General features: G+C 62.4%; 24 protein-coding genes, 1 tRNA gene and 4 pseudogenes. 13 read left to right on the top strand and 16 right to left on the bottom strand.

The features are described 5' to 3' along the window. The first annotated feature begins 277 nt into the window (after positions 1-277). The 4 genes from M3461_12070 (at position 278) to M3461_12085 (ending at position 4,211) form a co-directional block, all read left to right on the top strand. Positions 278-2,737, top strand: a complete 2,460-nt coding sequence (locus tag M3461_12070; protein MDQ3775033.1) for an AsmA family protein — start codon at positions 278-280, stop codon at positions 2,735-2,737. Further along, entirely contained in the window at positions 2,667-3,797 is a 1,131-nt protein-coding gene (mutY, locus tag M3461_12075) for an A/G-specific adenine glycosylase (GenBank protein ID MDQ3775034.1), read from the top strand. The genes M3461_12070 and mutY overlap by 71 nt, the downstream gene beginning before the upstream one ends. An 11-nt stretch (positions 3,798-3,808) precedes the next feature. Then, positions 3,809-4,081 carry an oxidative damage protection protein gene (locus M3461_12080; GenBank protein MDQ3775035.1) on the top strand — a complete coding sequence of 91 codons (273 nt, stop codon included), beginning with the start codon at positions 3,809-3,811 and terminating at the stop codon, positions 4,079-4,081. 54 nt (positions 4,082-4,135) lie between these two features. Continuing rightward, positions 4,136-4,211 (top strand) — tRNA-Phe (locus M3461_12085). Positions 4,212-4,255: 44 nt separating this feature from the next. Here M3461_12085 and M3461_12090 read toward each other — a convergent pair. After that, positions 4,256-4,546: a site-specific integrase gene (locus tag M3461_12090; protein MDQ3775036.1), complete on the bottom strand. Its 291-nt coding sequence runs from the start codon at positions 4,544-4,546 to the stop codon at positions 4,256-4,258. Between the two features lie 51 nt (positions 4,547-4,597). Then, entirely contained in the window at positions 4,598-4,789 is a 192-nt protein-coding gene (locus M3461_12095) for a bifunctional DNA primase/polymerase (protein MDQ3775037.1), read from the bottom strand. 373 nt (positions 4,790-5,162) lie between these two features. Between M3461_12095 and ligA the strand changes: the two genes are divergently transcribed. Together ligA and M3461_12105 are read left to right on the top strand one after the other, a co-directional pair. Further along, the gene (gene ligA, locus M3461_12100; protein ID MDQ3775038.1) at positions 5,163-7,199 is read left to right on the top strand and encodes an NAD-dependent DNA ligase LigA; all 2,037 of its coding nucleotides are present in this window, start codon (positions 5,163-5,165) and stop codon (positions 7,197-7,199) included. Between the two features lie 347 nt (positions 7,200-7,546). After that, positions 7,547-8,436: pseudogene (locus tag M3461_12105) on the top strand (DUF72 domain-containing protein). Positions 8,437-8,783: 347 nt separating this feature from the next. Here M3461_12105 and M3461_12110 read toward each other — a convergent pair. The 5 genes and pseudogenes from M3461_12110 to M3461_12130 all read right to left on the bottom strand — a co-directional run bounded on the left by M3461_12110 (position 8,784) and on the right by M3461_12130 (position 12,408). Continuing rightward, positions 8,784-8,906 (bottom strand): annotated as a pseudogene (locus M3461_12110) (short-chain dehydrogenase). A gap of 97 nt (positions 8,907-9,003) precedes the next feature. Further along, on the bottom strand, positions 9,004-9,612 hold the full coding sequence (gene gstA / locus M3461_12115) for a glutathione transferase GstA (protein ID MDQ3775039.1): 609 nt from the start codon (positions 9,610-9,612) through the stop codon (positions 9,004-9,006). Between the two features lie 297 nt (positions 9,613-9,909). After that, entirely contained in the window at positions 9,910-10,440 is a 531-nt protein-coding gene (locus tag M3461_12120) for a host attachment protein (GenBank protein MDQ3775040.1), read from the bottom strand. Positions 10,441-10,580: 140 nt separating this feature from the next. Further along, positions 10,581-10,715, bottom strand: a pseudogene (locus tag M3461_12125) (protein-L-isoaspartate O-methyltransferase). A 934-nt stretch (positions 10,716-11,649) separates the two neighbouring features. Further along, on the bottom strand, positions 11,650-12,408 hold the full coding sequence (locus tag M3461_12130; GenBank protein MDQ3775041.1) for a rhomboid family intramembrane serine protease: 759 nt from the start codon (positions 12,406-12,408) through the stop codon (positions 11,650-11,652). A gap of 213 nt (positions 12,409-12,621) precedes the next feature. On the opposite strand from M3461_12130, the gene M3461_12135 reads away from it, so the two are divergent. Together M3461_12135 and M3461_12140 are read left to right on the top strand one after the other, a co-directional pair. Continuing rightward, positions 12,622-12,864 (top strand): hypothetical protein, encoded by a 243-nt coding sequence (locus M3461_12135; protein MDQ3775042.1) that lies wholly within the window; start codon positions 12,622-12,624, stop codon positions 12,862-12,864. A gap of 273 nt (positions 12,865-13,137) precedes the next feature. Then, positions 13,138-13,518, top strand: coding sequence for a hypothetical protein (locus tag M3461_12140; protein MDQ3775043.1), 381 nt, complete (start codon positions 13,138-13,140; stop codon positions 13,516-13,518). Positions 13,519-13,552: 34 nt separating this feature from the next. Here the strand turns inward: M3461_12140 and M3461_12145 are convergent, their stop codons facing one another. Together M3461_12145 and M3461_12150 are read right to left on the bottom strand one after the other, a co-directional pair. Beyond that, on the bottom strand, positions 13,553-13,891 hold the full coding sequence (locus tag M3461_12145; protein ID MDQ3775044.1) for a hypothetical protein: 339 nt from the start codon (positions 13,889-13,891) through the stop codon (positions 13,553-13,555). Between the two features lie 547 nt (positions 13,892-14,438). Next, a complete protein-coding gene (locus tag M3461_12150; protein MDQ3775045.1) occupies positions 14,439-14,630 on the bottom strand; it encodes a hypothetical protein in 192 nt (63 codons plus the stop codon). Positions 14,631-14,666: 36 nt separating this feature from the next. Between M3461_12150 and M3461_12155 the strand changes: the two genes are divergently transcribed. From M3461_12155 to M3461_12170, 4 genes are all read left to right on the top strand, one after another. Then, a complete protein-coding gene (locus M3461_12155) occupies positions 14,667-15,023 on the top strand; it encodes a hypothetical protein (protein ID MDQ3775046.1) in 357 nt (118 codons plus the stop codon). 283 nt (positions 15,024-15,306) lie between these two features. After that, positions 15,307-15,960, top strand: a complete 654-nt coding sequence (locus M3461_12160; protein ID MDQ3775047.1) for a DUF2238 domain-containing protein — start codon at positions 15,307-15,309, stop codon at positions 15,958-15,960. After that, positions 15,957-16,598: a DUF2238 domain-containing protein gene (locus M3461_12165; protein ID MDQ3775048.1), complete on the top strand. Its 642-nt coding sequence runs from the start codon at positions 15,957-15,959 to the stop codon at positions 16,596-16,598. Before M3461_12160 ends, M3461_12165 begins: the two co-directional genes overlap by 4 nt. 343 nt (positions 16,599-16,941) lie before the next feature. Continuing rightward, a complete protein-coding gene (locus M3461_12170; protein ID MDQ3775049.1) occupies positions 16,942-17,529 on the top strand; it encodes a general stress protein in 588 nt (195 codons plus the stop codon). Between the two features lie 392 nt (positions 17,530-17,921). Here the strand turns inward: M3461_12170 and M3461_12175 are convergent, their stop codons facing one another. Both M3461_12175 and M3461_12180 read right to left on the bottom strand, forming a co-directional pair. Further along, on the bottom strand, positions 17,922-19,088 hold the full coding sequence (locus M3461_12175; GenBank protein ID MDQ3775050.1) for a M48 family metallopeptidase: 1,167 nt from the start codon (positions 19,086-19,088) through the stop codon (positions 17,922-17,924). A gap of 846 nt (positions 19,089-19,934) precedes the next feature. Next, a pseudogene (locus M3461_12180) lies at positions 19,935-20,398 on the bottom strand (DEAD/DEAH box helicase). Between the two features lie 333 nt (positions 20,399-20,731). Between M3461_12180 and M3461_12185 the strand changes: the two are divergent. Continuing rightward, positions 20,732-21,961: a Fic family protein gene (locus tag M3461_12185; GenBank protein MDQ3775051.1), complete on the top strand. Its 1,230-nt coding sequence runs from the start codon at positions 20,732-20,734 to the stop codon at positions 21,959-21,961. A gap of 840 nt (positions 21,962-22,801) precedes the next feature. On the opposite strand, the gene M3461_12190 is transcribed toward M3461_12185, so the two are convergent. From M3461_12190 to M3461_12210, 5 genes are all read right to left on the bottom strand, one after another. Beyond that, positions 22,802-22,999 (bottom strand): DUF2283 domain-containing protein, encoded by a 198-nt coding sequence (locus M3461_12190; GenBank protein MDQ3775052.1) that lies wholly within the window; start codon positions 22,997-22,999, stop codon positions 22,802-22,804. Further along, the gene (locus tag M3461_12195; GenBank protein ID MDQ3775053.1) at positions 22,996-23,232 is read right to left on the bottom strand and encodes a hypothetical protein; all 237 of its coding nucleotides are present in this window, start codon (positions 23,230-23,232) and stop codon (positions 22,996-22,998) included. The genes M3461_12190 and M3461_12195 overlap by 4 nt, the downstream gene beginning before the upstream one ends. A 298-nt stretch (positions 23,233-23,530) precedes the next feature. After that, entirely contained in the window at positions 23,531-23,734 is a 204-nt protein-coding gene (locus M3461_12200) for a hypothetical protein (GenBank protein MDQ3775054.1), read from the bottom strand. Beyond that, positions 23,731-24,258 carry a hypothetical protein gene (locus tag M3461_12205; GenBank protein ID MDQ3775055.1) on the bottom strand — a complete coding sequence of 176 codons (528 nt, stop codon included), beginning with the start codon at positions 24,256-24,258 and terminating at the stop codon, positions 23,731-23,733. Before M3461_12205 ends, M3461_12200 begins: the two co-directional genes overlap by 4 nt. Before the next feature lie 11 nt (positions 24,259-24,269). Beyond that, a partial coding sequence (locus M3461_12210) for an ATP-dependent DNA helicase (GenBank protein ID MDQ3775056.1) occupies positions 24,270-24,878 on the bottom strand: 609 nt, incomplete at its 5' end.

Below are 24,878 nucleotides of genomic sequence, written 5' to 3' on the forward strand. Positions count from 1 at the left end.
ATACCGGCCCGCGGACGCGCGGCGCCGGAAATCCGGCCGTCCTTGCGCCCGGTACCTGCGGGGAGCGGGTAGAATACCTCCGGGCAGGTTGCGCGGGCTGGGATAGGATGGTGGCCACGATCAGGAGCCGGCTCCTAAGGATCCTTTCTCCTTCCGGATGGCCAGGGTAAGGGGATCAAAATAGCGCGATTTGTGACCGTGCGTGGCACAGGTCAGCGCTCGGCGCGGTGCTCCGCTCTGCGTCATCGAGGCTCGGCCGAACCACGAGGGGTCTCCCATGAAAAAGGTATTGAAGGCGGTATCAATCGTGTTCGGGCTCATCGTGGCGGCGGTCGTGGCCGCGGTCATCATCGTACCGATGGTGTTCGATCCCAACGACTACAAGGACGAGATCAAATCGTTGGTTGAGAGGGAGACCGGTCGCAGCTGGGACCTCGCCGGCGACATCGGGCTTTCGATCTTTCCGTGGCTGGGTTTCGATCTCGGGCCGCTCACGCTCGGAAACGCCCCGGGCTTCGCGCCCCACGCGTTCCTGAAAGCGGAGCGGACGCGCGTGCATGTCGCGCTCCTGCCGCTCCTGCGCAAGGAGGTCCAGATGGACACGGTGACCATGACCGGGTTGGTCGTGAACCTCGCCCGCGATCCGGCCGGGAAGACCAACTGGGACGACCTCCTCGCCACGACCGGCGGCGCCAAGGAGTCGAAGGAGGCCCCGGCCGGGCTCGCCGCCTTTGCGCTCGGCGGCATCGATCTTCGGGATGCCGAGGTCACGTGGGACGATCGACAGAAGAAGCAGCGTTACGCCATCCGCGGACTCCACCTCAAGACCGACGCGATCGAACCGGGTGAGCCCGTGGACCTGGAGTTGGGCTTTTCGCTCGTGGCCACCAAGCCGGCCGTGACCGGGGATATCGGGCTCAAAGGCACGGTGATGCCCGACCTCGAGGCGCGCCGCTACCGCCTCTCTCCCTTCGAGGGCGGCGCTAAGCTCAAGGGTGAGGGGGTGCCAGGCGGGGACGTCGAGATCGCCCTGGAGGTCGCGCTCGATCTGGACCTCGCCGCCGACACGGCGAAGCTCGACGGCCTCGAGATCCGCGCCCTGGGGATAGAGGTGCAGGGCGATGTGGCGGCGACCCGGATCTCGAGCGCTCTGCCGGCGCTGGACGGCAAGCTTCTGTTACAGGCCCCGAAGCTCTCCGCGACGCTCGAGTCCCTGGGACAGGCGGCCGCCGGGACGCTCGCCGGGCTGTCGCTGGACACCCGCTTCCAGGGGACGACAGAGGTGTTGTCGCTGGACCCCCTCGCGCTCAAGGTAATGGTGGCCGGCGGCACGCTCACCACGGGGCCGGCGCCGCTTGATGTCTCGACACGGGCCGACATCGATCTCGCCAAGGGCACCGTGGCCCTCGATCGTCTCTCGGCCAGGGGCCTGGGGCTCGAGGTTTCGGGCGGGATCCGTGCCGAGCAAGTCCTCGCTACGCCACGCTTCAACGGCACCCTGAAGGTCGGGGCGTTCAGCCCGCGGGAACTGATGCTGGAGCTCGGGATGGGACCGCCGGTCACGGCCGATCCCAAGGTCCTGACCCGGCTCTCCGGGGACGTGTCCTTCACGGGCTCGACGTCGGGGGTGAACCTCGACCCGCTGGCCCTCGAGCTCGACGACACCGCGGTCCAAGGCAGACTAGGCGTGCCGGATCTCAAAAAGCAGGCGCTGCGGTTCAAGCTAGTGGTCGACGCCGTGGACCTCGACCGCTACCTCCCGCCCAAGCCCGCCGGTGCCCCCCGGTCTCCAGGTTCGGTCAAAGCCGCGACCCCCGGGGCCGCGGCCGGGGCCGCCGCGAAGCTGCCGGTCGACATGCTGCGTGCGCTCGATGTGGAGGGGAGCCTCGGGGTAGGGAAACTCAAGGCGTCCAATCTCAAGCTCCAGAACGTCGTGCTCAACATCGATGCCCGCGACGGCAACCTCCGCATGAGCCCGCTCGGCGCAGCCCTCTACGGCGGCCAGTACCAGGGCAATGTGGGGCTGGACGTGCGCGGCGAGGAGCCCAGTCTGAGCCTCGACGAGTCGCTGAGCGGCGTTCAGATCGAGCCCCTGCTAACGGACCTCCGCGGCGAGGCCAAGCTCGAGGGCCGCGCCGACCTCAAGGCCCGGTTGACCGCGAGCGGGGCGGATGGCGATCGCATGAAGAAGACCGCGACGGGTGGCGGAGCCTTTACCGTCCGGGACGGGGCCTACAAGGGCGTGAACATCGGCCTTTTGGCGCGCCAGGGCAAGGCCCTGCTCGATACGGCCAGGGGCAAGGGCAAGCAATCGGTCGAAGGCAGTACTCAGACGGACTTCAGCGAGCTGAGCGGGACCTTCAAGGTGGATGGGGGAGTGGTCCGAAACGACGATCTGGTCATGAAGGCGCCGCTCCTCCGGCTCGCGGGTCAGGGGACCGCCGATCTCGGCAGCGAGCGCATCGACTACACACTGAATGCCTCCCTGGTCGAGACCTCGAAGGGTCAGGAAGGTAAGGATACCGAGAAGCTCGACGGCATCACCGTGCCGATCCGCGTGACCGGGGCCTTCGACGAGCCCCAGTTCGTCCCGGACCTGGCGGCCGTCGCCAAGCAGCGGACGCAGGTCGAGATGGACAAACAGAAAAAGAAACTCGAGGGCAAGGTTGAAGAGAAGATCAAGGAAAAGCTCGGGGACGACGTCGGCGGCAAGGTCAAAGACCTGTTGCGATTCTGATCGCGAACCTTCGGGCGACGTTAGCCGGCGGCTCCTCCCCTGGTACCGGGACCACGGCCGCCGCGGCCTCCCGTGGCAGCGGGAGCCGACGCCGTACCGGGTGTGGGTCTCCGAGATCATGCTGCAGCAGACCCGGGTCGCGACCGTCGTCCCCTATTTCGAGCGCTTCGTCGCGCGCTTCCCGGGGGTCCGGGCCCTGGCCGAGGCGCCGCTCGACGAGGTCCTGCACCTGTGGTCGGGGCTCGGTTATTACGCCCGTGCCAGAAACCTCCAGGCCGCGGCCCGGATCGCCTGCGAGCGCTACGCCGGCGCCGTGCCCGAAGACCTGTCGGGACTCATGACCCTGCCGGGGATCGGTCGCTCGACTGCCGGGGCGATCCTGGCGCTGGCGCTCGGGCAACGCCATGCGATCCTCGACGGCAACGTCAAGCGCGTCCTGTGTCGCTACCACGCCATCGACGGCTGGCCGGGCAGCCCGCCGGTGGCGCGCCGGCTCTGGGGGCTCGCCGAGTGCCACACCCCGGCGGCGCGCGTAGCCGAGTATACCCAGGCCATCATGGATCTCGGCGCCAGGCTCTGCACCCGCACCATCCCGGCCTGCGGGCGCTGCCCGATCCGCCACGGCTGCCTCGCCCGGCGGCACCACCGGCAGACCGAGCTCCCGAGGCAGAGGCCCGCGCGGCTCCTGCCGGTGCGCCGCACAGGCTTTTTGATCCTGACCAACGGCACGGGCGAGGTGCTGCTCGAACGGCGTCCCCCCGCGGGACTCTGGGGCGGGCTCTGGGCCTTCCCGGAATGTCCGGCGGATGGCGATCCCGAGACATATTGCCGCGCGCTCGGCTTCGAGCCCCTCGCAATGCAGCGGGGGCGCGTGTTCCGGCACGTGTTCACCCATTTCCGTCTGGAGATCCACCCCATTTATATCAACGTGCGGGAGGCGCGAGGGCAGGTCATGGAAGGCGGCGCGCGGGTCTGGTATAACAAGCAGCGACCGGCTCCGCTCGGCCTCGCGACCCCGGTCGCGACCTTGCTCGACACTCGCGCGCTGCCGGCACCCTAGGTGACTCGAACATGTCGCGCATCGTCAACTGCATCAAGCTCGGCCGCGAGGCCGAGGGACTGGCCAGGCCGCCTTATCCGGGGGAGCTCGGCAGGCGCATCTACGAGCAGGTGTCCAAGGAGGCCTGGCAGGCCTGGCTCAAGCACCAGACGATGCTGATCAACGAGAACCGCCTGAGCCCGATGGACCCTAGGGCGCGCACTTTCCTGGAGGAGCAGATGGAGCAGTTCTTCTTCGGCGAGGGCTCCGCGAAACCGGTGGGCTATGTTCCGCCGAAGGAATGAGGTGCTGCGACTTGACGCCCGATAGGTCCGCGGGTCTAATAACCCGCTGCTCCGGGCCAGGTAGCTCAGTCGGTAGAGCAGGGGACTGAAAATCCCTGTGTCGGCGGTTCAATTCCGTCCCTGGCCACCAATCAAAAGGATGCGAACTTTCCTCTAGGTCCAGCTCATCGACTGCTACCACTTGGGCGAAAAACGAGCGCCCCAAGCCGATTGGCTACCTCGCCCCCGCCCCCTGGCATTGAGATGCCCGTAAACGTCCATCGTGACGTTTATGCTCGAATGCCCCATGAGCGCCTGGATGCGCTTCGGTTGCTCGCCGTTCGCGATCAGCAAGCTCGCGTAGGTGTGGCGAAGATCATGAAACCGGATCTTGCGCAAGCCCGCACGCCGTAGCGCCGGGGGGGTTCCATTGCCAGGACTAGCAATTCGGATTGCAGCTAGTATCCTTCTCGTTGCCTGGCACATCGTCGTGATTCGCCTCGGAATTGCCGCCGACGGGACTCGATTCCCTTTGGCCTAGCGGCGCCGGCTCCTCGCCGATGGGAGGCTCCTCACGGGAGGCCCCAGGCGATCGGCTTGTTCGATCGTGCGGATGGCGTTCTGTTCGATCTGCCAGCCGGCGGCGATGGGGTTCTTATGGCCGATGGGGATCGGTACGAGGGCAAAACCCGCTGCAACATAATCGGCGGCCGAGAGTCGCGTGCTCATCGGCGCTCGATCCGATTCCCGCACTCGGGACAGGTCGGCCTGAACGACACCAAGGCATTTAGACTGGTCCCTGTATGCGGAGCAAGAAAAACTAATGTAACTCGGTGGTGGGCCCGGCAGGACTCGAACCTGCGAACGTAGGATTATGAGTCATCGGTATAATGGTTCATCATCAACAGGGTCGTTCAATTCACGTTATTTCGCCTTGTGTTGGCTTGTTGCGGAGTTTTTTGCGGAGCAAGTTTTCACGGCGTACCGGGACTTACCGGTGCTCCAGATACTCGAGAGGGTGCGGTCGTCGCCGGCGCGACTTCGGCGCTCGTCGTAATGACACAGCCCTCGGCGTATCCGGGGGCCTGAGGACCGAGCTGGCATGACGATTCCCGAGAAGGCGCGCAGGCGCGCGGAGTGGCTCCGCGAGGAAATCGAGCGGCACAACCATCTGTACTATGTCCTCGACTGCCCCGAGATCTCCGACGCCGAGTACGACGCCCTGTACCGCGAGCTCGCTGAGCTCGAAGAGCGTCACTCGGAGCTCGCCACGCCAGCCTCGCCGACGCAGCGGGTCGGCGCGCTCCCGGCCGAGGCCTTCCGGACGGTGCGGCACCACGTGCGCATGTACTCGCTCGACAACGTCTTCTCGCTCGAGGAGCTCCAGGCGTGGGCGAAGCGCGTGGAGCGCGAGGTCGGTGACGTTGACTTCTTTTGTGAGCTGAAGATCGATGGGGTCGCGGTCGCGCTCGTCTACGAGGACGGCCGGTACGTGCGCGGGGCGACACGGGGCGATGGGGTCGAGGGGGAGGACGTCACCGCCAACATCCGCACGATCCGCAGCGTGCCGATGCGCCTGCGGGAGGCGATGCCGCCGAAGCTGCTCGAGGTGCGCGGCGAAGTCTACCTCCCGGTGAAGCCCTTCGAGGAGTTCAATCGCGAGCTCGAAGAGCAGGGCAAGACGCCGTTCGCCAACCCGCGCAATGCCGCGGCCGGCACACTCCGCCAGAAGGATCCGCGGGTGACGGCGTCGCGACCCCTGCGCTACTGGGTCCACGGCATCGGGGCGCTGCACGGCAAGCGGTTTGCGCGACACTCGGAGTCCCTCGCGTACCTCCGCGAGCTCGGTCTTCGGGTGGCCGACACCGGTGAGGTCGCGAAGAGCCCCCGCGAGATCTACGGTTACACCGAGCGATCGCTGAAGAAGCGGCACGAACTCGACTATGAGATCGACGGCGTCGTAGTCAAGGTGGACCGGATCCATGCCCAGGAGGAGCTCGGCTACACGGCGAAGGCGCCGCGCTGGGCGGTCGCGTACAAATGGTCTCCGGAGGAGAAGATCACCAAACTCCGCGACATCCAGATCCACATCGGCCGCAGCGGCCAAGCCACGCCGTACGCCGTACTCGAGCCGGTCCGCGTCGGCGGCGTCACCGTCACCACGGCAACCCTCCATAACGCGGACGAGGTCCATCGGAGAGACGTGCGCATCGGTGACACGGTGGTCGTGCGGCGCGCTGGAGACGTTATCCCGGAGATCGTCGGGCCGGTCAAGGAGAAGCGGCCCAACGATGCGCGCGCTTGGCACATGCCGGCGATGTGTCCTTCATGCGGCTCCGAGATCGTGCGCGAGGAAGGTGAGGTCGCCGCCTACTGCACGGGAATCGATTGCCCGTCGCGCCGTCTGGAGTCGATCTTCCACTTCGCTTCGCGCGGCACCCTCGACATCGAGGGGCTCGGCTACGAGACGATCGACGCGCTGATCGAGCGCGGTCTCCTGAACGATCCCGGCGACATCTACCTGCTCACCCCTGCAACCTTCGAGGGCATCGAGGGCTTCGCATTCGAGCAGGATCGCAAGACGGGGCGGACGATCCCGGGGAAGAAGATACAGAACCTCTTGGCGGCGATCGAGGCGTCAAAGGGCCGCCCGCTGTCTCGGCTCCTGTTCGGCCTCGGCATCCGCCACGTGGGCTCGAAGGGGGCCCGGGATATCGCGGACCACTTCGGCTCGCTCGATGCCATCGAGAGGGCGAGCATGGACGACATCGATGAGATAGAGGGGATCGGCGAGGCGGTGGCGCACTCCATCCACGAATTCTTCAAACAGCCGCGGAACCGCAAGGTCCTCGAGAAGCTCCGCCGGGCCGGCCTCCGCACGCAGGAGGAGCGCCGCGCGCGCAAGGGTGGGCCGCTCGAGGGAAAGACGCTCGTACTCACCGGCAGCCTGTCGTCTATGACTCGCGAGGAGGCGAAGGCTGCGATCGAGCAGAGCGGCGGCAAGGTCACGGAGAGCGTCTCGAAGAAGAACTCCTATGTAGTGGTCGGAGAGAACCCCGGATCGAAGCTCGAGAAGGCGCAGAAGCTCGGCGTTCCCACAGTCGAGGAGAAGGAATTCGTGAAGCTACTCAAGCGCTAGCCAGGGCCGGCCGCGACCCCGCACCGGGATCGGTGTCCGCGCCGCGCCCGACGATCCCCGACCCCACCCGCTCGCGAGGTCAGGCGCGCCGCCCCTTCTCGGGACGCAGCGGCTGAAGTCGAGCTCGCCATCGGAGCCGACGAGTTACCATCCCTGTGAAGTGTCCCCTGTTCTACCAGGCTGTGATACCCCCCGCGGCGCGGCAATGTTGTATACTGTTAGTATAATTTTCAATCAAGGATTTAATCTTGAGGCGAGAGGCCCGAGCACCCGAAAGCCAGTTATTTAAGACCACTTTGTGGTCGGCTGAGAGATCGATTAGGGCCGTCAGTCTTGGGCGCTCCATCATGACCAACATTCTCGTTGGCACCACCTCTTGGACCGAGAAGACGCTTCTCGATTCGAAGCGCTTCTATCCATCGAACGCCACGACATCGGCAGCGCGCTTGCGCTATTACGCCACCCAGTTCCGCATCGTGGAAGTCGACAGCTCCTACTACGGGCTACCCGCTGAACGCAACTCATTGCTCTGGGCCGAGCGGACGCCTGAAGGTTTTTTTTTGACGTCAAGGCATTTCGTCTCTTTACCCAACACCAGACGCCCCTTCCTGTATTGCCCAAAGACATCGTAGAGGCCCTGGGGGACATCAAAAGGAAGAATCTCTATTACACCGACCTCCCGAATGAGGCCAGAGAGGAGCTCTGGACGCGTTTCCGCTTGAGCCTTGAGCCGCTAAGAAAAGCCGGAAAACTAGGCGTAGTGTTGTTTCAATTCCCACCGTGGTTCGTCTACAAATCAAGCGGGCTTGACTATATCGCCCATTGCGCCGAGATGCTTACAGGGGATCAAGTCGCGGTGGAATTCCGGCATCGGTCTTGGCTTAATGAGAAGCATGCCGGTGAGGCGTTGGCCTTTGAGCGCGAGCACAACCTGGCACACGTGGTGGTGGATGAACCGCAAGGGTCTGTAAGCAGCATACCGGCCGTGTGGGAGGTCACCTGCCACAGCGTAGCGGTGGTGCGGCTGCACGGGCGCAATCGCCAAACGTGGGCGAAAAAAGGGCTTAGCACAGCGGCTGAACGGTTCAGATACTTGTACTCGCAAGACGAACTCCAGGAACTTGCCCCGCCAATCAAAAGCCTAGCGAAAGAAGCACGTATGGTCCATGTGCTCTTCAACAACTGCTACGGTGACTATGCGCAGCGCAATGCACTCGATCTGCGACAACTCATCTAGTGATGGCCTTGGTAGTTGGCATGAGCGGGCTAGGCATTACCGTTCGTCTCTTGCACTGACACAACCTGTCTGGTTAGCCTACTATTAGTAGCTGTCTAGCGAAGGCCCCCAGCCCGAGGGGATCGCCTTGACACGCGCATCGGCGAGGATCGCCACGCGTTCGAGAAAGCGTGTCCAACTGCTTCTGATTGCTCACCGCCCTGCTCGAGCGCGCCGTACGACCGCTCAGCGCTGACACGCTTCGCCGAGCACTGCCCTCATCGGTCACAGCATGGGCGGCGACCTGTCGCTGGAAGCCGCCAACCCGTCCATCCGCTGCGCCGCATCGCTCGCGGGGGAAGGCCGGCTTAAAACTTCTCGACCCAAGGTCGTAGATCGAGCTCCAGCGTCCAAGCACTGCGCTGTTGCCGGTGTAGCGCCAGATAGGCATCGGCTATCGCATCCGGTTCAATCAGGGAATCGTCACCCCGTTCCGCCAGCAAATGTTGGTAGCGTTCAGAGCAGCGCCGCGCCCAGCCCCGGGCCGACTCCCACCACAGCAGCCATTTCGTTTTTCATTGCTTTCCGCTACTTGCGCAGCCCTTCTGCACTCATTGCCTCCCGCACCGCCGGGCGAGCCGCCACGCGGGCGATGTAGTCCTTGAGTCTTGGCCACTTCCCAAGATCGACCTCAAGCAAGGTACTCCAGTTAAGGACGGTAAAGAGGTACGCGTCGACCACGGTTAATTGGTCGCCCATCAGGTAAGACTTACCGTTTAGCCGCTCAGTCAGATAGTCGAACCGCCGACCGAGCAGATCTAACTGATTCGCTTTCCATTCCGCCGTGATCTTGGGATTGAAGAGTGGGCCGAACTGCTTGTGGATCTCCGAGGACACGAAGTTCAACCATTCCATCAAGCGGTAGCGCTCCATCGTGCCCGTTTTGGGTGCTAACCCAGACTCTGGCTTCTGATCCGCGAGGTACTGGAGTACAACCGCCACCTCCGTCAGGACCTCCCCATTGTCGAGTCTCAGGGCAGGCACATAGCCCTTGGGGTTGATTCTCGTGTAGTCCTCGCCGCTTGCGGTCTGCTTCGTGGCCAGATCCACACCTTCCAGCTCGAAAGTGTAGGCTGCTTCACGCAATACGATATGCGGGGCCATTGAGCAGGCGCCCGCCGCAAAATAGAGTTTCATACGCGTCTCCTCTCTTTAACTGGACAACATTGACCTCCCAATAGTTCTTTCCTCGGAGCATCGGCATCGTGTTCATGCCCGTTTCCTTTGAAGAAAGAAAATCGACAAATCATCGATCTTGAAAGAATGTCGGAAAAATGATTCTAACCCTTTATCTTTACATCGCTGCCTACTGGCATGCCGTTCACCGGGGCGCGGCGAACACGCCAGCAAAGCAGGACTCTGTTCCACACCCGGTGCAACGGCTGGTTCGGCGCCTTGGCTGGCAACACGCCTTGGCGATAATTTAGAGGCTGACTAAGCACGATACCTTGATGCGACAACCTCCACTAATGCATCAGGACCATTGTACGACAGCGACCCCTCTGACGAAGGGTGGGGCCTATGACATCTCTCCCTACTCCTCTTATCCGGTTTCGAGGTGAGCGGGATCTCTGCCTCATTGCGCTGTACGAGGCTCTTATCGATGGTCCTTACGATGAGCTTGTGGGTCACGGCGCTCAGGTTCTCGCGTAGCAATCCGAGAAAGGCGGGCGCCGCGACGAGAGTGAGCTGGTCGAATTCGCCGCACGTTCGTGCGAGCTCCAACCGATCGGAGATCTCCCTGGCAAAGACGATCGCCTTCTGTTGTTTTAGGCTCACCTCCTCTTCCATGGCATGCCGGCCGCTACCAAAGCTATCGAAGCTCCGGCCCGGCAGGTCTCGTTCATGGGCCCGGCTCGCCGGATGCGTCAGCCCTTCCAGCTCCTGCATCGCTAGACCGGCTTGCTGGAACGCGAAGATCCGGGCGCGGGTGCTTTCTGCAACGACCACCCATTTGTTCGCCATGGTTGCCTCCTCGCTCGCGCATTACATGACATCCGCTTGAGTTCAATCAGGACAACTACTGCTGACCCTCGTTGCCAGATTCGCGCTTAAACGGAACGAAGGCCACCAGGAGCACCGACTGCGTCTTCGGCTGTCCGGCGACCGACGGGTACCACCATTCTCCCGCCCACGCGCAACTGCGCGATGAGAGGAGGTGGTATCTCGGTCACGGCGGCGGTCACCACGACCGCATCATAGGCGGCTTGTTCCGCACAGCCCAAATAACCGTCGCCGAGTCCAGGTGATGTCAAGCGCTACGACGAGCCAGTGAACCGGCCACGGCGGCCGGACCAGACGCCCATATATCGGTGACGACCCGCCGGTCGAGCGGCTGCGCCGCACCCGATCGATCGGGTGCGTCCATCAGGACAGCCCCCTGGCGACCCGAAGCGCGACGATGGAAGGGCTGAGCGGTGCGCCGGGACCAAGCAGGCCGAGGTTCAGGCGATCGGCGGGATTGGTTGGGAAGAGGACGTCCCTGTCCTCGCGTCCTTAGGTGATTTCAAGGCTAGTCCTTCCGGCTCCAGCTATACAGGGCAAAGCTTATGGCGAGGACGACCAGGCCAAAAATAGTGACTACAAGCTCCATACACTTAACCTCCAGACGTTACTGCCATAACCCGCCTTCCCTTGTGGAAGGCTCGGGGTAATTTTCGGCAACCGGATCGGCCTTTGTCAAGGGGGCGCGACAGTCCGGCAAGGTGCTGGCAACCGCCCCAGCCGAGTAAAAACTGCTTAGAAATCCTTGCTTTGATCCCAAACTCTCAGCGCCAAACTCGCAGCGACTATTGCCGCCAGTCGGCGCGCGCGAAGGCGCTGGAGAAGCAGATCGCGACCGGTCTGACGAAGAAGCCGGGAGGGCCGGGGTGGGACCAACAGAAGCATCTCCGCGACATATTCACAACCTGTCTCGGATGACCTGGCGCCGCACAAGCGTGACCGGCGTCATGCGCAGCGTGGCCGCCACGCCCTCGCCTGTCCGGCCAGGTATGGCGAAGGCGCCTACCCCGACGCGCGCGCCGGGAGCAAGTCCGCCTCCCAGGCTTGTGCCGGCGTGAGAGCCAATACCGGAATGGTTAATACCACATGGTAGCAGTGGCCTGTGGATGGGCGTGTCCAGTCGGGGGGGAAGTCCGGCCGAGGCTGAAGGAGTCTGCGAATGGATCTTTGTCAGTCGCGCATGAGACGCCGAGGACGCCAATGGTGCGCCCGGTGAGCCGATATGTAGTCTGAACGGGCAAACAGCTTAACAACCACGACGCCCGCCACGAACCCGCCGACATGCGCCCAGAAGGCCACGCCGCCGATCTCGCTTCCAAAGGCCGTCAGCCCACTCACAAACTGAATGAGAAACCAGTAGCCGAGCATGGCCCAGGCGGGCAGAGCTATAGAGGTGATAATAAAACCAAGGGGTAGGATCGCGAAGACGCGCACGTTCGGATAGAGCAGCAGGTAGCCGCCCATTACCCCGCTGATTGCTCCGGACGCGCCAACCATGGGAATGGCCGAGCTCGGATTCGTCAGGATCTGGCCCATCGCTGCGGCCAGTCCGCAGAGGAGATAGAAGGCGATAAAGCGTAGCCGGCCCATCGAATCCTCAACGTTGTTGCCAAAAAGCCACAGGAACCACATGTTCCCCAACAGATGCATCCACGATCCATGCATGAACATGGAGGTAAACAGATGCGCGAGCTGACGGCCGGGATCGGTAGCGCAGACAAGCCCATCGCCCATGGAGAAGTGCGTCCCGACCGGAAGTGAACCGGTCAACTCTCCGGGAATAAGCCCGAGTTCGCAGACAGACCTGGCCAGCGGTATTGTGTCGCCGGCCCCTTGCACCACCAGCCAAGTCAAGACGTTCAGGCCGATGATCGTCCCGGTAACAATAGCCGTGCGCTGGGTCTCATTCTCGTCGCGATAAGGAAACATGTGCGCTTCTCGTTGATTGCCTACTTCTTCAACATTGCTCGGTTGTCCGAAGGTTGGTGAAGATTGGTGTGACGCGGCTCCCGACATAGGTTGAGCCAATCACGAGGCCATGGCAAGCCAGGGTTCCTTTGCTCGGTTCCTGGCTCAAGGTCCGCCAACCGTCTTACGCGGCGCAGGGTGGTCTACCCGGCTGCCAGCAAGGCTCCAAACAGCATGGCCGCTGTCTCCGCCGAGGGCAAGACGCTTTGCATCTTGATGCGCCGCTACGCGAGCTTCCACGCGCTCTTCACCGCGGTCCTCGGGTGGCTCGACGCGGTGTTCGTGTACCCGCTCCTCGAACAGGTCATCAACCGGCCGTTGGCGGGATTCTGCGCGCATGGGACGTGCTCTGTTTCGGGTGTTGATGGGCTTCATCTTGGCCTCTTGAGAGAGCCCGCCCCCGAAGGGGCGAGATGAGCATCTCTGTCACGGTTGGTCTTGGCTTTCGGAGCCACGCGGGACGGAGACCGATTTAAGATACCTCTACACGAGGAGGCAACCTGGGGAGTCGGCGGGCCGTAGGTTGATATCGGTTCGCGCGCCAGGTTGCGCCTTGCTAGAACTCCCGCACCGCCGTATGCTCGTGTCCTGGGCGTGCTTCGTGCTTACAAGTTGTCGAGCGCGCCCGTTCACGGCGTGCCCCGCACATCGAAGCGCTCACCCGGGCACAGCAAAGGAGATGCAGAGGAGATGAGACTACTACCGATCGTGTTGGCTTCCCTACTCCCCATGGCCGCGCATGCCGAATGCACGCAGAGCGATTTGCAAGGCGGCTGGGTGGCCATGGTCGGGTTCGAGGGTATCGGCGCATGGAGCCGGTGCGACCTGAGGATCACATCCACCGGCCGCTCGACCGGGAGCTGCCTGCTCCCGAATGGCACCGTCGTGACCGTCGAGCCGGGCCAGTTTCGGGTGAACGGGGATTGCTCCGTGACCGGCGAGAGACAGAACGGGCTGGCTACCTCCTCAGGCCGGCTCCAAGCTGACAAGCGCGGGATCATCGGGCGGGTCTCCGTGGACGACGGCGAGCGCTCCTTCGGCGGCTGGTTCGTGGCCGTGAAGCGCGGGTAAAGGCCGCGAGCGCCGCAACCTCATACAGCCTCCTTTAGGCCGCCTTCGCCCCGGCCTCTTTGCGCAGCAGATACTCGACGAGCCTTTGCCCCCGCGGTCTCGGGCGGATGCGCCGGCACCTCGCCCTGAGTGCCTGAGAGACCCGGCGAGCGCGAGAGAAACGATGGGTAGGCCAGTACCGTGCAATGAGCGCAGAGGCAGCTACAAGGCCCACCAGGCGAGTAAGCCGTGCCCCATCTATCTCGGCCGGGCCGTTGTCGCATATCCATTCGATAGCCTCGCCCGTCTCCTTGTGCGCGCTGTCCGAGAATACGGTCTGGGCTCCAGTGGATCGCAGCTCAACAAGCATGGCCTTCTTGAGGTCACGAGTCATCGGATCAGTAAATTTCTTCGTCGGACAGTTGGCTACGAAGAGCCGATGTGAGGACGGCGAGCTGGCCCGACCGAAGATGGAGCCAGTGTCGGGCGAGAAGTAATCGACAATTTGCCGGATCTCGGCGCAATCGAGATCCACATCGACCAGCCAGCCATTAGGCTCGCCGAGCAGCGCGCCGTTGCAAGTGGGCCCCGAGAGTCTCAGGGGTGACCCGCAAGTGCTGCCACCCGTCATAGCCTGGATTCTTTTCGCGCCACCGTATCGGGATAGGCGCCCAGCCCCGGGATAGATACTCGGCCGCCGAGTCCCGGGTGCTCATCGGCGCCCCTCCTGGCCGGGGCCGAGGCAACCAGGGCTGAAAATGGCCGCGAAGACAGTACAACGATTTGTAGTGCGGCCCGGACCCCAGGCCGACGACGGCGACGGTCGTCAGGCACTGCCGGCAAGGCGCACAGATTGTCGTCTGGTCTTGGCCCGATGGCCATCCCAAATAGCTCAATCTGGCTCGGTGCGGGCCGGGGGCCGCTAGCGCTCGACACCACGGTCACGCCGGTGCCTCGCGGTTCTTCCTCGGTCTGCCGCACACGGGCTGCGCCTTGGACACCTCGCGCAGGCGGCTTGGGAGGTCAACGAACGTCAGCTCCCGCGAGATGAGACCACGTGCTGCCCAATTGCGCACGGTCCTGTCGGTGCGGCCGATCAGGCGGGCCGCCATGAGCGTAGATATCCTCATCACAGCACTATATAATTGCCGGAAATTTCCTTCACAACGGTGGCACAGTTCGCGATATCAATGGGTTACGTACGAAAAGGTAATGACTGGTATTCGTCTCGCATGCTCGCCGAGGACTCGCCACCATACAGCTTGTTTGAAGGCGGTTTTACTGATGCCGGAGGCGATCGAACGGATGGTGCGGACGCAACTTCGCGCCGAGGGCATCGAGAAACTCAAGCAGGCGCGCGCCAGACACTGGCGGCGAACCCTCTGCCGCCGATGGCGCTCGACGAAATCCAGGCGGAAATGGATGCCTACCAAGCTGAGCGTCGGGCGGGCGGCCGTTCACGCGGCGGCTGGTGCTGGATGCCAATACAGCCTGGCTGTTATGGCACGGCACGCCGGCACAACTGATCGATGCCGTGGAAGCGGGCAGCGTTGAACTGGTTACTAGTACGCCCTCGCTGGCGGGACTGCGGAGATCCTCAAAGCTTATCTCGAGGCCACGCTTGGCGCTGTGATAGCTGAATCGAAACCAGGGAGAGCTCCGAAACTGGCTGTATTCTGAGGAAGTTGCTCCTTTGAAGCTACTTGAGCAAGCGAGCCCGCTGGAAGGGGCATAAAGGACGTAGCGGTGTGCCGTTTTCTGGCCGCTGCCCGCGCTCCATGCCTATCCGGTTTCCTGTGACTTTGCGTCATGAACTATCGAAGAAAGATATTTATCGTCGCCTTGCTGCTTTGGTACGCGAGCTTTTCGATCGCCATGGCGATTGCACCGGCCGATCGCGAGTTTTGGATGGCCGCGAGCATTTTACCGGTGCTCTTGGTAGCCGGTCTCGTGGTGAGCTATCGGGCTTTTCCATTGTCCAGCATTTCCTATTTTCTGATCACCCTGTTCCTGACATTACACGCGATCGGTGTTCACTACACTTATGCAGAGGTGCCATTCGGAAGCTGGTTGCAGCAGGCGCTCGCTTTGGACCGCAACCACTTCGATCGCATTGTCCATTTCTGTTTCGGGTTCCTGTTGACCTATCCTTGGGAGGAGTGGTTTCGCCTATTCGCGCATGTCCGCGGCTGGTTGCGATACTATCTGCCCAACATCACGATACTAGGGTTAAGCGGTCTCTGGGAGATTGTGGAATCCTGGTTCGCGCAGTTGATGCATCCGGACCTCGGTCTCGTCTTTCTCGGATCACAGGGCGATATGTGGGATGCGCAAAAAGACATGAGCGCAGCGCTGTACGGCTCCCTCCTCTGTACTGTGCTGATTGTGTTGATCCAGAGGCGGTGGATCGCTACGGATCCTCGACTACCGCCATCGGATCGCTCCTTGGAGCACCCCTTATGATGTTCACCACACAATCAACGGCGCCGGAGCCGGGGCTGTCGCTCGGGCAGAATCGGCTGTTTCAGGTGTTGCTCGGCGGCTATCTTCTCCTATGGATAGTGCTCGCCATCTCGCCCGTCGATCGACAGGACTGGTTGCTGGAAAATATCCTAGCCATGGTATCGGTGACGCTGCTCATCGTTACCTATCGCCGTTTCCAGTTTTCCGATCTCTCCTATGTCCTGATCATTCTTTTCATGATATTGCACGCCATCGGGGCTCATTACACCTACTCCAAAGTGCCATTGGGATACTGGCTGCAGGGAGTGATGGACCTCGATCGAAATCATTATGATCGCTTGGTGCACTTCGCGTTCGGTCTGCTGCTGGCCTACCCCGCCTACGAGTTAGTGCTCCGTCGCGCGAAGGCGCGGCACGGGTGGGCACTCGTGCTTGCAGCATCGACCATCGTTGGCATGAGCGGTTTCTTCGAAGTCCTCGAATCATGGGTGGCACAGGTGGTTAGTCCGGAGCTTGGCATGGCTTATCTAGGTACTCAAGGAGATGAGTGGGATGCACAAAAAGACACCACGATGGCCATCATAGGAGTGGTTATCTCCCTCGGGTTCGCGTCTCTCATTTCGAGGTCAAATGGGTAAAGCCATCTGCACGCGCGTTCGCTCGCGTGCCCGGGAAAGGTGGAAGGTCGGTGCCAGGGTTCCGGTAAGACTTACAGCCCATGTAGTTTTTACCCGTAAACGTTACAAAAACTGTTTGCTTTCTAGATGTTTATCTCGCCTAGATCGGTGGCACTCATATTGCCTAGCTGCTTTGCGATAGGAAAGCGACATTCGTTGGACGGAGGGAGGATCCCTTTGAGGCACCGTAGTTTATGAAAATGGGTGAAATCATGCAGTGATGTGATAATGTATATTGGACAGCGAGCAAGGGCCCGAGGATACCCTGGGCCTCAACGGGGTTCATCGCGGAGTGAGAAGCAGCATGAAGACAGTGGTTGGTTTATTTGATAGCTTAAGTGAAGCTCAGAGCGCGACGCGCGATCTGATTACGGCCGGATATTCGCGGGACGATATCGGAGTATTGGCCAGTGACGCCACCGGTGAATGGTCCCGCTACAAAACCTCTAGTCTTGAGGGCCCTGCCCCGATGTCGACTCTCGAAGGCGCTGCCCCGGGCTCCGAGGAGGTCCGTAGCGGGGTGGGTACGGGCACAATGGTCGGTGGCTTGGGCGGGTTATTGGTCGGCCTTACGAGTTTCGCAATTCCCGGGATCGGCTGGCTAGCCGGCGTCGGTACCCTCGCTACGACTCTCCTCGGCGCCAGCATGGGGGGCGCCGCCGGCGGACTATTCACCGCAGTTGAAAAGTTAGGCGTGCCCAAGGACAAGACCGGCTACTACGCCGAAGCGTTGCGCCAGGGTGGCACCCTGGTTCTTGTTCGCCTGGCGGAGGAACAGGTTGATGAAGCTATGGCCATCATGGAGCGGCACCAGGCGGTGGACATCGAGCAGCGTGCTGAGAAGTGGCGGGCGTCTGGCTGGACCGGCTTTAACGAAGCGCAGAACCCATGACCGAGCCTCGCTCCGCCTGTCTTCGGAGAGGCAGGGTGAGGGGATCTAAAACTATTTCTTACCCGTCCTGGTAGAGCTAGCGGAGCATCATTCCTTGATCACTTCTGCGCGGTTCGGATGCAATACCTGGCCGCTCAGGTACGACGAATCGCCTGGGGCACCGCCCTCCGGGGGTGACGATGCCGACCAGGTTGAGCGGATCGGCACCGGACAACGACACCAGCTCCAGGGGCGCCGCGCGGCGGCGCACTGCCATTGGAACTAAGTGAGGCCAGGCTCGACTTAATTTCCTGCGCGAAGTATTCCGGTGATATCTAACGACTTCCGTTCGTCGGTCGTTCACTGAGTGATTCTCCGTAGCGCCTCACCAGCGTTGACGATCTCTTGGAGCGTTACTCTTTCTCGGAGAGCACGTAGGTGACGCGATCTTTGATCGTCGGGTGGTCGTAGAGCCAGAACTCGATGAACGGAGAAGGATCGGGGTTACTCAGGTTCTTGGCCGCCAGCTTTTCGAAGGCCTTGGCCGCGGCCACGCCGTCTTCCGTCATGGCCAGCCCGTACTCGTCGGCCTTGTGCTCGAAGTAGCGGCCCATGCCCGCGAATGCCGGTTGAAAGAGAAAACCGAACACCGAGAAGAGGAAAAGGATAAGTGGCAGGCTGGCAAAATCCGCCAGGCTGTCGAATCCCCAGCGATCCTTGTTGCGCGCCAAGAGGACGCCGGTGATCCGGTGGACCAGGTACGCCGCTAGGAAGACGAAGGCCGTCACTAATCCGACGCCGATCCAGACGTGGTGCATGACGTAATGCCCGATCTCATGGCTCATGACAAACAGAATCTCCTCGTGCTCCATATCCTTCAGGATCGTGTCGTAAAGCACGATGCGCTTGGTGCCGAAGAGCCCCGTGACGTACGCGTTGTATTTCTTGCTCTGCTTGGACGCGTCTACCTCGAAAATATCACTGTCTGGAATACCGGCCCGGTTGGCGAGCGCCAGAATCTTGGTCTTGAGCGCCTCGTCCGAGAGCGGGCTGAACTTGTTGAACATAGGCGCGATCACGATGGGAGCGATCACGATGAGGAAGGCCGCGATGGGGGCGGTGAACGCTCCCGTCCAGAGCCACCATCGCCTGGGGGACCGACGGATGGCGAGGTAAAGAAGCCAGAGGAGTAACAGCCCGACCACGAAGCCTATGGCCTCGCCCTTCATGAACTCGCCGAACCACTGCCCGAAGCTCTGGTTGGAGTGTTCGTACTGGTATTCGAGCGCGTATCCGGAGTAGTACGTGAAGGGAAAGTCGACGGCCAGTACGATCAGGTTGAAGGCGAGTAGATACAGAGCCAGCACAAAGAAACGCCTATTGCCCAAGCGCGTGGCCCAGGCGCGGATTTTGGCCGAGCTTCCTGTGACCAAGAACAGGATCAGGATCAAAAACGAGTAGAACGTGGTGACGAAATACAGGACATTCTTGATCTCGGAGTAGGCGATGGCCTGGGCGCGCCGCTCGGGGGTCATCTCCCCCCAGCCGTGGTCGGTCCAGGGGGTGGGATGTGTGGTCAAGCTGTCGTTGTGTATCTCCTGGCCATCACTAGGCGCTGCTGCCGTTTCAACTGGTGTATCAGCTATGGCCAGTCCAGTGATCAGGATGAAGCCACCTAGCGCGGCGCTTAAGAGTCTCACCAGCCGAGAATCGATCATGAGTTTCATGGACGTCCGCAGATAAGGCTGGTAGTGAAGAAGGGGGTTGGCCCCTTGAGAGTCAAACCCATTGTTAGTTGGAATTCGAAGCGCTGCGCCCTGATCATGCTGCGCGTTGGATCTTGCCTTCTGTCGTCTCGACTATAGGCGATTCGACGCGGGTTTGCAATGGAGAATGCTTGGTTTGGACGGGCTTAACGGTGATTTGGCGGTCTGAAAAAGGTCCGGCGCCGGGGAGAAGCGCTCAGTCGGGGCGGCCCCGTGGTTGGCGGGGGCTCAAAGATGAGTTTTGGGGTGGTGTCCGGTGCGTAGACGCGAGTGCGCCTGTGCGAGTCGAGGTGCTGCGACCGGCAGGAACAAGAGGGAAAGCGCCTACCAGCTCACCCGCTGATCGAACTCAAGCTCGGGTGGGCGTAAAGCATCCATCCCTGGATCGGCCGGCGACATCCTGTCGTTGCGTCCTCGGCGCGCCAAGCAGCCCATCCCTGGGCCTGGCTTTCATCAATGCGGGCGAGCAACATCGCCCACAAATAGTAGGTTGACGGCGAGCGGGATTTCTCTGCCGCTTGGGCGGGCGCTGGGTCAGGCCGGCTCGACCCCTGCGCGGATCCCGCCATCGGGAGACTGGCGCGGGCGGTGACCGCCGCACGCAGCGAGGCATTGCGGACCCCGTCCCTGGGGTCCATCCTTTCAGGAGCAGCTAGCGCTTCGCTCAGATTGCCGTGCGACGCACTCGGCCATGCGCCGGGTGTTGACGAAGACGATCGTCGTGCGGTGGCGCACAATCAGATCGGCGAGACGGTCGGAGACCCCGCCCCACACCTCGTTTGACATGAGTGCCGTGAGCGGGCATTGCGGCAGCACGAGGCCCAGTCCCAGGCACGCTGGTGGCCCATGTCCACGATGTGGCACGGGCCCTCACCGCAGAGATAGCGGGCGACCTCATCGATGGGCCGCTGGGTAGCCGAGAGCGCGATGCGCCGCAGGGGCTTGCCGGCCAGGGCATCGAGGCACGCGAGGCTGAGCGCGAGGTGAGCGCCGCGCTTCGTCGCGACCACCGCATGGACCTCGTCCACGATCACCGTCTGGACGGTCTCGAGCATGGCGCGCCCGCCTGCACTGGTCAGCAGGATATAAAGGGATTCCGGGGCCGTGACCAGGATGTGAGGCGGCGAGAGCGGCGCATGCGCAGGCGCTCGGCAGCGGGGGGTGTCGCCGGTGCGCACCCCCGGACCGGATCGCAATGTCGCCACACCCCAGCCGCTCGATCTCGCGGGCGATGTCCGAAAGAGACCTTCTGCACGGAGGTCTGCACCGACCACGACTCGGGGGTGCTGAAGGAGTCCTCCAGGAACCCCATCACGCAGGCCCCCGAGGCCTCCTGGCCGCTCTCGCAGCTGCTTACGCCGTCGGCGATCGCTGCGGCGATGCTTGAATCGAAGCGGCCATTCTGGCGGCCAAAGAAACACTTGAAATATATGTACGATTCTGATATAAAAGCATTTATGAACATTGAAAGAGGCAACGAAGAAGCGGCCATAGAAGCGGTGCACCGGCGGGAGTTGGTTTCACTGATGGAGCCACTCACGATTGCCGAGGGCTCCCCTCACCGCGCCGGCCTGACCGACCTCGCCTTCGACCTTGCGCAGAAAGCCGCCGGATTCAGGCGCAGCCTCCTGCCCAGCCTGCTGGCCTCCCTCGCGACCCTTGTACGGGCGATGAACTGCTATTACAGCAATCTGATCGAGGGCCACGATACGCACCCCGTGGATATCGAACGTGCGCTCAGGGAGGACTACAGCCAGGACGCCCGCAGGCGCGAGCTCCAGCTGGAGGCGCGGGCCCATATCGCCGTCCAGAAATGGATCGACGAAGGCGGGCTCAAGGGGCGCGCCGTCACCACCGACGGCATCCGCGAAACCCACCGCCGCTTCTGCGAGCTCCTGCCCGAAGACCTGCTCTTCGTCGAGGACCCGCACACCCATGAACGTATCCGCGTCGTCCCCGGCGAACTGCGGCTCCGTGATGTAGAGGTCGGACGCCACCTCGCCGTCAGCCCCGGCGCGGTGCCGCGCTTCCTGGAGCGCTTCGGGCATATCTACGGCAACCTTGGGCGTGCGGACGCCCTCCTCTCGGCGGCCGCCGCCCATCACCGCCTGCTCTGGATTCACCCGTTCATCGACGGCAACGGCCGTGTGGCGCGCCTGATCTCACACGCGATGTTGCTGGACCTGCTCGATACCGGCGCGGTCTGGTCGGTGGCGCGCGGCCTTGCTCGCAACGTCGAGATCTACAAGCAGCACCTTGCCAACTGCGACCAGGCGCGCCGCAACGATCTGGACGGGCGCGGGAACTTAAGCGAAGAGGCGCTGGCGGAATTCACACGGCTCTTCCTGCTGACCTGCATCGACCAGGTGACCTTCATGGAAGGCCTGATGCAGCCGGAGCGCTTGCGCACCCGCATCCAGCTCTGGGCCGAAGAGGAAATCCGCCTCGGCGCCCTGCCCCCGAAATCGGGAGCGATCCTTGAAGCGGCGCTCTATCGCGGTGGACTGCCGCGCGGCGACGCCGCGGATGCGATCGGCGGCAGCGAACGCAATACGAGGCGGATTGTCGCGGCGCTCATTGAGCGGGGCGTGCTGGCGTCCGAGAGCTCCCGCGCCCCGTTGCGCCTTGCCTTCCCGGCCGCCCTCGCCCACCGGTGGATGCCGGGGTTGTTTCCGGAACAAGCGTAGGGCGCGTGTCCGCGCCATTCACTGGCGGTGTGAGTCCGCCGTGCCTGATTACCGTCGCGCCCATGTGCCGGGTGGCATCTATTTCTTCACCGCCAACCACCTACCGGCGTCAAACGTTTCTCACCGATCCCGACGTGCGCTCGGCCCTGCGGGAAGCGATCGGAACGCTTCGTTCGACCCATCCGTTTGCGAATGAGTTGGCGCGGACACGCGCCCTACGCCCGCTGTTGGAATGTTAGAACTGACCCCCCGTTTTACCCCCTCAGATTCAGTAGGATCCACTCGTGGGCTGGGTCGGCTTGCGCGCCGCTCGTTAGGCTGCCTTTATCCTCTCGGGTGGCAGGAAGCTGAGATATTCTCGGACCTCTAGTTGCATGCGGTCAATCTCGACCAGAAAACCGGACACCGTTGCCCGGTAATTCAAAGGATTGATCTCCGTCTTGCGCAGATTCGCCACTTGGTTCTGAAACCACGCGATACGTTCCAAGGTCGTTTAGCTGCTGCTCGTTTGTAATCATGTTCTCCCCGGGAGGATCTCGACAATACCGCGTTGGCCGCCTTCGCGGCGAAGCTGCCAGTATTCTATCATTGCCTGCTCCAAATCTCTCGCCCTCAGTTCCTGCATAACACACGAACGGGGGCCAAATATTTAGTGAATATTTAGTGCAATGGTAGACCTGGCCCTTCACTTCTTCAAAAGGGCTCTGACCCCTTTACCCTTGACCCCTTTACCCTTGACCCCTTTACCCTGACCCCTTTACCCCACGGACACGCGCCCTACACTCGCTGTTGGAATATTAGAACTGACCCCATACTCCCCGCTCGGCTGGAGGGCCATTTTTATGCCGCTATACCTTCCACCGTCACGTGGCGGACGTCCGTCCGCTGACTTGCATGCTCGAACGTGATCGCACAAACATTGCCTTGTGCATCGACATCAAGAACCGTGTTCTCATCAAGATCCTTCGAATCGGCAATGTCTCTATCACGAAACTCGATGTATAGGGTGTCCGTGTCTGCGAAGTACTTGACCTTCATAGCTTGAACCCTCTATCAAAGAATGCGTTGTGGACTGTTTCTCCATCCGGCAGCAAAATCACTCGCAGGTACCTGCCCTCCATTTCTTCAATTCCAGTCCAACGTCGGATACGACCGTCTGCGTGGATGTGCTCTTTTTCCGGGCGATCAATGGCGCGTTGAATCCATTCGTCTTCAATTATCGCCCGATCGGGTCGAGAGCGTATCGCTTGGAAATATTCAGTTGACTTCATTGCGTCCTACCCTGCGATAGTTTGCCGCGCTACGTTAACGCCTAACCGCGGCAGGGCATACATGCAGTACCACGAGCTAACTACTGGCTGGCTGTCGGTTGCAGTCGTTTCGGGGTGCTCGGGCTTCGTTTTGGTGGAACTCGATGAAGCCGGTTCCTAGCCACCATGCTGATCGACAGGGGGCTGGATGCGATCGACTATCCCATTCAGATTCGGCTAAACCGCTTACAACCACTGGTTTAGGCGCAGAAGGAGGAGTCCGCGATGCGGGCAACGATGTGGTTGAGGGGTGATGGTTTCATGCCGGTTTCGTGCGGTAGGGTGGGGGTTCTTCCCGAAGGGAGTCGGTGTCCACCGGGCCGAGCGCGGACGCGGCGCGGAGGGTGAGCGCCCGTTGCCGTAACGCATCGAGCATCCGCAACTTTTCTCCCACGTTCCGGCCGGCAAGTTGGCGGCGCAAGGCGCGTTTGCTTTCGAGCATCTCTTGCAGGTCGAAGCTCATGGCGCGTCGGTGAGGAATTGTCGCTCGAATTGCCGCCAGCGGTCAACGAGCCCATGCCGGGCGAGGATAGCCCGAAAGCGGGCGGCATCGAGCGCGCCGGCCTCGACGAACTGGAGCAGGCGGGCTTTGTCCTTGGCGCGCCCGGTCTGGAGGGCGATGGCGGCGAGGTGCTCGGCGGTGAAGACGCGGGCGGGTGTTCCGTCCACGTCTCGTTCGCCGGATTCCTTCAGCGCTTCCTCCACCAGGGGGGTTCCCGGCGGGAGAAACTGGATGGGCCAGCCGGCCACGACAATGTATTCGCCCTGCATCGTGCCGCCCCGCGCCTTGAGGTATTCGAAGATGGGTTGTGGGCTGATGACGAGTTGGCGCGCTTCCGGCCGGAAGGCGATGAAGACGTCCACATCCAGCGTGGCCACAGGTTCGAGGTAGAAGGTCGCGCCCACGGCGCCGCCGATGGCGTAACGATCAATGACGCCGTCGGCCTGCATCCGATTGATGGCGGCGATGGTTTCTTTGATGTTCACGGCTGCACGCCCTACGCGGTGGTAGCCCCGTCTTCGGCCACCGAGAGCCGGCTAGCCCCGACGCCTCGGCGCAGCAGCGCCTTGCGGGCTTCCCAGGCGGCGCGCCGGTCGAGATTCTCGCTCATGTGGACCTCGCGCCCGGATTGCGACGCGATGGGGACGCCATCCAGATAGAGGACGCGACCCGATCCGCGGGCCACCGTGTTTCCGGGCGTGACGATGCCGACGAGATTGAGCGGATCGGCACCGGACAACGACACGAGCTCCAGGGATGTCGCGCGGCGGCGCACCTCGCGCAGGAGTCCGACCGCCTCGGGGAGCGCGAACTGCTCCCCCGAGGCCAGGGCGACGAAGCGCCCGCCGCGCAGCTCGCCGCGCGCCTCGCGGCGGCGGTAGACCGCCACCAGCTCGCGCCACGGCGGCAGCCAGGGCTCGCGCGTACAGAGGCGCCGGAACACCACCCCGTAGCGGTGGAGCAACACGCGCGCCGCGAATTCGGCGCTGTTGTCGATGGCACCGCCCTCGATTTCGACGCCTCCTCCCGTGCCGCCGGCCTCGGCGCCGGGAAGTGCGGCCGAGGCGCGCGGCGTCCCGGTCAAGGACCAGCGGCCGGCGGCGGC

The sequence above is a fragment of the Pseudomonadota bacterium genome (genome assembly GCA_030860485.1).
Classification (GTDB): Bacteria; Pseudomonadota; Gammaproteobacteria; order JACCXJ01; family JACCXJ01; genus JACCXJ01.

Excerpts from the sequence above, each read along its gene's own strand:
- M3461_12190 (MDQ3775052.1), bottom strand. The coding sequence starts at position 22,999 with ATGAAGGTCAAGTACTTCGCAGACACGGACACCCTATACATCGAGTTT.
- ligA (MDQ3775038.1), top strand. The coding sequence starts at position 5,163 with ATGACGATTCCCGAGAAGGCGCGCAGGCGCGCGGAGTGGCTCCGCGAG.
- M3461_12090 (MDQ3775036.1), bottom strand. The coding sequence starts at position 4,546 with ATGTGCCAGGCAACGAGAAGGATACTAGCTGCAATCCGAATTGCTAGT.
- M3461_12070 (MDQ3775033.1), top strand. The coding sequence starts at position 278 with ATGAAAAAGGTATTGAAGGCGGTATCAATCGTGTTCGGGCTCATCGTG.
- M3461_12170 (MDQ3775049.1), top strand. The coding sequence starts at position 16,942 with ATGAAGACAGTGGTTGGTTTATTTGATAGCTTAAGTGAAGCTCAGAGC.
- M3461_12165 (MDQ3775048.1), top strand. The coding sequence starts at position 15,957 with ATGATGTTCACCACACAATCAACGGCGCCGGAGCCGGGGCTGTCGCTC.
- M3461_12200 (MDQ3775054.1), bottom strand. The coding sequence starts at position 23,734 with ATGAGCTTCGACCTGCAAGAGATGCTCGAAAGCAAACGCGCCTTGCGC.
- M3461_12095 (MDQ3775037.1), bottom strand. The coding sequence starts at position 4,789 with ATGAGCACGCGACTCTCGGCCGCCGATTATGTTGCAGCGGGTTTTGCC.
- M3461_12120 (MDQ3775040.1), bottom strand. The coding sequence starts at position 10,440 with ATGGCGAACAAATGGGTGGTCGTTGCAGAAAGCACCCGCGCCCGGATC.
- M3461_12135 (MDQ3775042.1), top strand. The coding sequence starts at position 12,622 with ATGGCCGCTGTCTCCGCCGAGGGCAAGACGCTTTGCATCTTGATGCGC.
- M3461_12145 (MDQ3775044.1), bottom strand. The coding sequence starts at position 13,891 with ATGACTCGTGACCTCAAGAAGGCCATGCTTGTTGAGCTGCGATCCACT.
- M3461_12195 (MDQ3775053.1), bottom strand. The coding sequence starts at position 23,232 with ATGAAGTCAACTGAATATTTCCAAGCGATACGCTCTCGACCCGATCGG.
- M3461_12140 (MDQ3775043.1), top strand. The coding sequence starts at position 13,138 with ATGAGACTACTACCGATCGTGTTGGCTTCCCTACTCCCCATGGCCGCG.
- M3461_12080 (MDQ3775035.1), top strand. The coding sequence starts at position 3,809 with ATGTCGCGCATCGTCAACTGCATCAAGCTCGGCCGCGAGGCCGAGGGA.
- M3461_12160 (MDQ3775047.1), top strand. The coding sequence starts at position 15,307 with ATGAACTATCGAAGAAAGATATTTATCGTCGCCTTGCTGCTTTGGTAC.
- M3461_12130 (MDQ3775041.1), bottom strand. The coding sequence starts at position 12,408 with ATGTTTCCTTATCGCGACGAGAATGAGACCCAGCGCACGGCTATTGTT.
- gstA (MDQ3775039.1), bottom strand. The coding sequence starts at position 9,612 with ATGAAACTCTATTTTGCGGCGGGCGCCTGCTCAATGGCCCCGCATATC.
- M3461_12185 (MDQ3775051.1), top strand. The coding sequence starts at position 20,732 with ATGAACATTGAAAGAGGCAACGAAGAAGCGGCCATAGAAGCGGTGCAC.